General features: G+C 42.2%; 7 protein-coding genes and 2 pseudogenes. 4 read left to right on the top strand and 5 right to left on the bottom strand.

Features of this window, described 5'->3' with window-relative positions:
• Window positions 1–513 precede the first annotated feature (513 nt).
• Together cpxA and cpxR are read right to left on the bottom strand one after the other, a co-directional pair.
• Window positions 514–1,884 (bottom strand): envelope stress sensor histidine kinase CpxA, encoded by a 1,371-nt coding sequence (gene cpxA, locus AACQ38_RS19625; protein ID WP_011148858.1) that lies wholly within the window; start codon window positions 1,882–1,884, stop codon window positions 514–516.
• The gene (gene cpxR, locus AACQ38_RS19620; RefSeq protein WP_011148857.1) at window positions 1,881–2,576 is read right to left on the bottom strand and encodes an envelope stress response regulator transcription factor CpxR; all 696 of its coding nucleotides are present in this window, start codon (window positions 2,574–2,576) and stop codon (window positions 1,881–1,883) included. Before cpxR ends, cpxA begins: the two co-directional genes overlap by 4 nt.
• A gap of 157 nt (window positions 2,577–2,733) precedes the next feature.
• On the opposite strand from cpxR, the gene cpxP reads away from it, so the two are divergent.
• Window positions 2,734–3,228 (top strand): cell-envelope stress modulator CpxP, encoded by a 495-nt coding sequence (gene cpxP, locus AACQ38_RS19615; RefSeq protein ID WP_165578859.1) that lies wholly within the window; start codon window positions 2,734–2,736, stop codon window positions 3,226–3,228.
• A gap of 232 nt (window positions 3,229–3,460) precedes the next feature.
• Here the strand turns inward: cpxP and AACQ38_RS19610 are convergent.
• Window positions 3,461–3,826, bottom strand: a pseudogene (locus AACQ38_RS19610) (tyrosine-type recombinase/integrase); the annotation flags it as partial.
• Window positions 3,827–4,008: 182 nt separating this feature from the next.
• Between AACQ38_RS19610 and AACQ38_RS19605 the strand changes: the two are divergent.
• Window positions 4,009–4,287 carry a type II toxin-antitoxin system HicA family toxin gene (locus tag AACQ38_RS19605; protein WP_165578858.1) on the top strand — a complete coding sequence of 93 codons (279 nt, stop codon included), beginning with the start codon at window positions 4,009–4,011 and terminating at the stop codon, window positions 4,285–4,287.
• The gene (locus tag AACQ38_RS19600; protein ID WP_011148854.1) at window positions 4,280–4,627 is read left to right on the top strand and encodes a type II toxin-antitoxin system HicB family antitoxin; all 348 of its coding nucleotides are present in this window, start codon (window positions 4,280–4,282) and stop codon (window positions 4,625–4,627) included. The genes AACQ38_RS19605 and AACQ38_RS19600 overlap by 8 nt, the downstream gene beginning before the upstream one ends.
• A 562-nt stretch (window positions 4,628–5,189) precedes the next feature.
• On the opposite strand, the gene AACQ38_RS19595 is transcribed toward AACQ38_RS19600, so the two are convergent.
• On the bottom strand, window positions 5,190–5,528 hold the full coding sequence (locus AACQ38_RS19595; RefSeq protein WP_054477596.1) for a helix-turn-helix domain-containing protein: 339 nt from the start codon (window positions 5,526–5,528) through the stop codon (window positions 5,190–5,192).
• Complete coding sequence (locus AACQ38_RS19590) at window positions 5,525–5,884, bottom strand: type II toxin-antitoxin system RelE/ParE family toxin (RefSeq protein ID WP_054477599.1); 360 nt, start codon at window positions 5,882–5,884, stop codon at window positions 5,525–5,527. Before AACQ38_RS19590 ends, AACQ38_RS19595 begins: the two co-directional genes overlap by 4 nt.
• A 237-nt stretch (window positions 5,885–6,121) precedes the next feature.
• Here AACQ38_RS19590 and AACQ38_RS19585 point away from each other — a divergent pair.
• Window positions 6,122–6,512: pseudogene (locus tag AACQ38_RS19585) on the top strand (phage tail protein); the annotation flags it as partial.
• Window positions 6,513–6,521 lie beyond the last annotated feature (9 nt).

Below are 6,521 nucleotides of genomic sequence, written 5' to 3'. Positions count from 1 at the left end.
CAATATCGTTATATCTGAGCATGAGCGGTAAGCCAACATAACCCAGGCCAACAATGGCAATGGTGGCGGTTTTATTATCAAATTTCTCGGTGAGAATGTTGAGTGAGGACATATTTTGCCTTTTAAGATGATGACTTAAAAATAAAACTTATGAAAATAAATTACATTTGGTTTTTAATAGGGTGCTATCTATTTCCATAAGTTTTATTTGGCAGGTGAAAATTTAACAAGCTTTTTAAATAGGTTGTGTAAGATATATTGCTGAAATAATAAATAAGGTAATAACAAAGCTACCGCACTAGGTTATTGGCTCCCAGAACTCCATAGAATGTTATAATTTTATCTACTGTTTTGATTTTTCAATGCTTTTGTCTGCTGTAATAAAAAAGCAATAAAATATAAGGTTTTTTAATGAATAACAGGGGAGGTTAAACCGTCAGACTCGCCGGGTCAAGTATAAATAAAATTTATTTGTTTAATGAATTTGTAGAATAAGCTTAGCAGAAATCTGTATTACCGGCCATGAAGTGGTAGCCAAATAACCAAGCGTAAGCCGCCGAGTGGGCTGTCTTCAGCACGAACCCAACCGCGGTGTTGGTTAATCGCGGTTTCAACAATGGCTAAGCCAAGGCCAGTGCCGCCGGATTCCCGATCGCGGGCTTCGTCTGTACGGTAGAAAGGGCGGAATATGTGTTCACGGTCTTCCGGGTTGACGCCCGGGCCGTCATCATCAACGGTAATAGTGATCCCTTGATTATCGGCGTGAAATGCGACCGCAATATGGTGGTGGGAGTAGCGTAAGGCATTACGCACGATATTTTCAAAAGCACTGCCAAGTGCTAATGGGTTGCAGTAAATTGCCCAAGAACTCGGTGGTAAGGTTGCTTCAAGGGTTTTATCCATCTGTTCAGCTTCGAAGCGAGCATTGTCAAGAATATCGTTCCATAAATCTGTCATTTTAATGTTTTCTCTCAACAGTTCATTTTTATGCTGACTGCGGGAGAGTACTAACAGATCGTTAATCATGCTGTCTAGCCGTTGGGCTTCTGTCTCTATTCTTTCTAGCTCTTTATTTTCACCATGACGGCGGCGAAGTAATGCTGTTGCAAGCTGTAAGCGGGTGAGAGGCGTGCGTAGTTCATGGGAGATATCGGAAATTAACCGTTGTTGTGCGATAACCATTCTTTCCAATACACTGATCATCTGGTTGAAGCTGTTACCGGCGGCCAGAAATTCTTGTGGGCCGGCTTCCAGTTCTGGATGTTGGCGTAAGTTACCTTTAGCAACATCGTCTGCGGCATTTTTTAATTTACGGGCAGGCTTAGCCAAACTCCATGCCAGCCATAATAGGAGTGGCGCACTGATTAACATGGTGGCAGTTAATAATAATAGTGGCCGGTCAAACATCAGATTAATAAAATCCGATTGTGGGCTATTCGCGGGACGAACTAAATAAAGTTGATAATGATCTTCTCCATCTCGAATGGAAAAGGGCCCTAGCATTTCAGAGCGGCCATATTTTTTCTTTTTAGGATGATCTGCGTTATCTGATTGTCCAATAAAGTTACGGACAACTTGCATTTCACTTCTTTGTGCGCCAATAACGCGCCCTTCGCTGGTGACCAGTATTAGGCGCTGACCCGGAGGGGCCCATTTTTCAACCGCGCGAAATAAACGACGCCACCAAAGTAAATCGTTAGCGGGATCTTGAGCTAATTCAGCTTCGATATGTTGTTCCAGCATGACTCCCTGCCGGTATTCATTTTCCAGCAGAGAGGTCAATTGTCTGGAATCCAGTTTCGGCACCATTAATACCAACATTAGGACTAATGCCAGAGTAAACCAGAAAATTGCGAAGATGCGTGCCGTCAAACTGTTTATCATGTCGCAGAAACCATTAAATATCCTCGGCCACGTAGGGTCTTAAACCAAGGGAGCCCATCTTCCCGCTCAGGTAATTTACGGCGTAGGTTAGAAATATGCATATCAATTGCGCGGTCAAATGGCGTGAGTCGCTTACCTAATACTTCTTGGCTCAAATGTTCACGGGAGACAACTTGACCTAAATGTTGAGCTAATAGATAGAGCAATGTAAATTCGGTACCGGTTAAATCGAGAATTTGATTAGCAAAGTTGGCTTCCTGTCGGCCAGGGTTCAATTGTAGGTTATCGACCTGAAGCGTGGGCGGGCCATTGTCTGTTTGCTGTTGTTCACTCCAGTTTGAGCGGCGAAGAATAGCACGTATACGTGCCACTAGCTCACGATCATTAAATGGTTTGGCAAGATAGTCATCTGCCCCTAATTCTAGCCCCAGAACACGATCCAAATCACTTCCTCGCGCTGTCAGCATAATAACTGGCGTTTGATGGTGTAGACGAAGCTCCTTTAACGTCGTAATGCCATTTTTACGCGGCATCATAATATCGAGTAGTAATAAGTCGATCGAATCGTCAAGGAATTTTAATGCCTGCTCTCCGTCATGAGCGATAACAACGTTAAATCCTTCCATTTCAAGTAATTCTTTTAATAGTGATGTCAGTTCACGGTCATCATCAACTAATAGGATTTTATGCATTGATTACTTCCTCCAAGAGCAAAAATACGATAACAAACTTTGCTATTCCACGACTTTACGTTCTTTTACAAGCCTCTGACGCTAGTTTGCAGCCGAGTAAGTATAGTTGTCCACATTGAACCTAATAGCATCGTTCGGGGAAACGAGGAGTTGTTTAATGCGTAACATAGCAGCGTTAGTTTTAGCGTCAATGTTTGTTCTTAGCTCGATGGCATCTTTAGCTGGAACAGCAAGTACAATGCACGCTGCTACGGTACCTGGTAATTGTGCACCTTGTGAATATAAAAATGTAGGAAGTTATCATTATCGTAATAATAACGATATTGGTGATAATGACCATATGTTTAACGGTATCACTTTAACTGAGCAGCAGCGTCAACAGATGCGTGATTTGGTAGGGCAGAAACATCAACCGCGTTCATCGATGTCAATGAGTCCCACAGAGCGAGAAGAGATGCGTAAGCTGGTCACTGCGAAGGATTTTGATGGCGTGGCAGTAAAGGCTCTGATTGAAAGGATGATCAGATGTAATGTGGAGCATCAGGTAGAAATGGCACGTATCCATCACCAGATGTACCAACTGTTGACGCCTGAGCAACAAGCACAATTGGAACAACATTATCGGCAGCGTATGTCTCAGTTACCGAACTGATTTGTAATACCCATAGCAGCAAATGTAGTAGCAAAGTAGTAGCAAACGAGAATTTTTCCTTGCCATAGACACCATCCCTGTCTTTCAGGCCCTTTTTAGGGCCTTTTTTTTTCAGTCACTTACAACACATTTCTTTGTAAAACAACAACATAAAAAAGTATGAAGGGGTTAGAAAGTATACGAAAGTTTTTGAGTGTGGACGCTTGGTGGACGCTCGCCACACTCTCTAGCTTTATTCTACTTCTATCCCACCCTTAAGAGGATTTAATGTAATGGCATGTTGCAGATAGTCCGGGGCAAGGTGTGCATAGACCATTGTTTGGATTATGCTGGCGTGCCCTAATATCTGTTGTAATGCAATTATATTCCCTCCATTCATCATGAAGTGGCTGGCAAAAGTGTGCCTGAGGACATGAGTTGCTTGTCCTTTAGGTAAGTCGGGCTTTACTACATGTAAGATCTTACAGAAATTTATGTAGTCAACATTGAACAGCTTGCCCATTTTCTTTTTACCACGGATTTCTTTCTCTAATTTGTCAGAAATGGGAACAATGCGTTGATCTCCATTTTTGGTATTTAGAAAAATTACACGGCCTTTTAATATCTTGGAGAACGCACACATTGTTTCAAAGGTTGGCTGATGAGTTCCATTTTCATACTGTGACACTCTCGCCAAACCCTGATTAACAAACTTAAGAAGCAAAAAATGACGTCATTGTTTGACATCATAATGGGGCCAAAATAGAATGATGTCATCAAATGACGTCAATGAGATGAAGGATGATTAAGGTTAAAGAGCTGAGCTCAAAGCACCGCAAGACCCTTGCGGATGTGCTGACCACCCCGCCGAAATCCGGCATGAAATGGGATGATGTAGTCAGCCTGATTAACAAACTAGGGGGGAAGATCAAGAACGGCAACGGATCACGCCGGAAGTTTATCCTCATGGGCTCAGTCTATCAGACTCATCAACCTCATCCTGGTAACGTAATGGATAAAGGCGCAGTAAATGGCCTTCGTGAGTGGTTCGAAAATGTAATAGGGGTCGAACATGATTAAAAGCAACAACATTATGACTATCGACGGCCATCCCGCTTCTGTTACCTACGAAGCAGAAATTGGGGCCTTTCGCGGCAAGTTTCTGGATGTCACCGGATATTGTGATTTCGTATCAAACAGTATTGACGGGCTTGAAAAAGAGGGACAAATCTCACTGGCTGAATATATAGAAACGTGCGAGGAAGAGGGAATTAACCCATTCAAAGAAGAGGACAAGCTAAAATCTTTTACTCTTCGTTATCCTGGCTGGCTGGAAGCTCGCTTGACTGCGGCGGCAATATCACACGCAGTCTCAAAGAACCAATTCATAGTTCAGCTGCTTGAGCGAGAACTTCAATAAAATAGATAACGTCGGACAGTGACAAAACTTGTTTTTATTGCTGTTTGGGGTTTTGAGGTCTACTCAACCACCCTAGCGATAACAGATACTGCAATAGTGACTTATCGAGGATACTTTCCTGTTCGGCCTTGATAAATGAAAAAGCCTACAGTATGTGGGTTTGATAGATCTGTTAAGGTGATGGTTAACTTTTAATTAAGTATTTCTTATGAAAGTAATTTGTGGTGAAAGCCCCGTTTAAGGGGGCTTTGTCGTCAATATGGACATTGGGTGGACGATGATAGAAAAAGTATGAAGGGGTTAGAAAGTATACGAAAGTTTTTGAGTGTGGATGCTTGCCACAATATCAGATGCGCCTTCCAGAAAAATTTCGCGAGCAATTAGAAGAGCAAGCGTGTAGAGACGGTGATTTTTCTCTTGTAACATGGATCAAGCGGATTTTGCGTAAAGAACTACGGCAACGAGGTATTGAACCGAAAGGTTGAATCTTGTGAAATGCCAAGAAGCACCCATTCTAGGTGCCTCTTGTTTTGAATTGCTCTAACACCTTTATATGTGGGTCTTAGCCTACCGTAATCTGAACAGGTTTTCCTATACGGGTTAACATATTAACCAATGCGTCAATGGTGAATTTACTTACCTTTTTATTCACAACATCAGATACTCTTGGACGAGAAATGTGCAACACCGTTGCTACTTCAGCTTGTTTCATTTTTTTATCTGCAATCCATAAAGTAATTTCTTCCATTAGCTGTTCTTTGATTTGCAATGTGTTTTCTATTTCTCGTAAAGAGGTTGCATGAAGTTGCTGAGCCTCTTGCTCAGTAAAACCTAACTCAGAAAATATATTATGTCCGGCTGGAGTTACCCTACGAATTTCAGTGTCAATTTTAGTGGTCATTTGATATTTCTCCGTTGCTGGATAACTGCGTTGTATCGTACTTTAGCGATATCCTTATCATGTTTATTCGTTTGTTGAGTTTTTTTCTGAAAACTATGCAATACATAAATAACTTCATCGAATTTAGCAACATACATAATACGATAAATACCTGTATTGTCTCTTAGCCGTATTTCTTTTACGCCAGAACCGATGTCAGAAAAGGGTTTCCAATCTTCAGGATCTATTCCATGCTGTATTCTATGAAGCTGATAGCCTGCGTCTTTACGTGCATCTGTAGGGAAGGCTAACAAATCTTCATAAGAAGAGCCAATCCAGGCAATTTCTTTCTCTGTACCGCTCCTGATTTTCGTCATAGTTTTCCCTTCCTTACCTGATTGTATAAAATTTTATACAATTCTGTGCAAAGTTACAAGAATTGTCGCTTCATTTATCGTGCGCGGCATGAGTCTTTTGATTACTCAAGGATGAACATCTCTAATACTCTTTTTATATCCTCCACTTTGTGCTATCCCTGATACTTACCCAATCAACTGAATTTTATTGTCACAGCGATCACCATAGCGAAATCATCATTACGGGAGTCTTTCGCTATGGCACAAGATTATCATCATGGTGTCCGCGTGCAGGAAATCAACGAGGGTACGCGCACTATTACCACTGTCAGCACCGCTATTGTCGTGCTAGTCTGCACAGCGGATGATGTTTGACACCAAAACTTTTCCCTTAAACACGCTAGTCTTGTTAACCGACGTTCTGACTGCCAATAGTAAGGCCGGCAAAACGGGCACATTGTTCCATGCTCTGCGAGCGATTGCCGACCAGTCCAAACCCGTGACTGTTGTTGTGCGTGTGGCTCAGGGGAAAACTGAAGCAGAAACCACGTCGAATATCATTGGCGGCGTTACCGACGAGGGCAAAAAAACGGGAATGCAGGCGCTGCTTGCGGCACAAGGTCAGCTCGGCATCAGACCGCGTATTTTGTATGATTAT

Source organism: Photorhabdus sp. RW14-46 (assembly GCF_963887965.1).
GTDB lineage: Bacteria > Pseudomonadota > Gammaproteobacteria > Enterobacterales > Enterobacteriaceae > Photorhabdus > Photorhabdus laumondii.
The sequence above is the reverse complement of the archived record's forward strand: the minus strand, read 5'-3'. Positions and strand labels throughout refer to the sequence as shown.

Excerpts from the sequence above, each read along its gene's own strand:
- cpxA (WP_011148858.1), bottom strand. The coding sequence starts at position 1,884 with ATGATAAACAGTTTGACGGCACGCATCTTCGCAATTTTCTGGTTTACT.
- cpxR (WP_011148857.1), bottom strand. The coding sequence starts at position 2,576 with ATGCATAAAATCCTATTAGTTGATGATGACCGTGAACTGACATCACTA.
- cpxP (WP_165578859.1), top strand. The coding sequence starts at position 2,734 with ATGCGTAACATAGCAGCGTTAGTTTTAGCGTCAATGTTTGTTCTTAGC.
- AACQ38_RS19605 (WP_165578858.1), top strand. The coding sequence starts at position 4,009 with ATGATTAAGGTTAAAGAGCTGAGCTCAAAGCACCGCAAGACCCTTGCG.
- AACQ38_RS19600 (WP_011148854.1), top strand. The coding sequence starts at position 4,280 with ATGATTAAAAGCAACAACATTATGACTATCGACGGCCATCCCGCTTCT.
- AACQ38_RS19595 (WP_054477596.1), bottom strand. The coding sequence starts at position 5,528 with ATGACCACTAAAATTGACACTGAAATTCGTAGGGTAACTCCAGCCGGA.
- AACQ38_RS19590 (WP_054477599.1), bottom strand. The coding sequence starts at position 5,884 with ATGACGAAAATCAGGAGCGGTACAGAGAAAGAAATTGCCTGGATTGGC.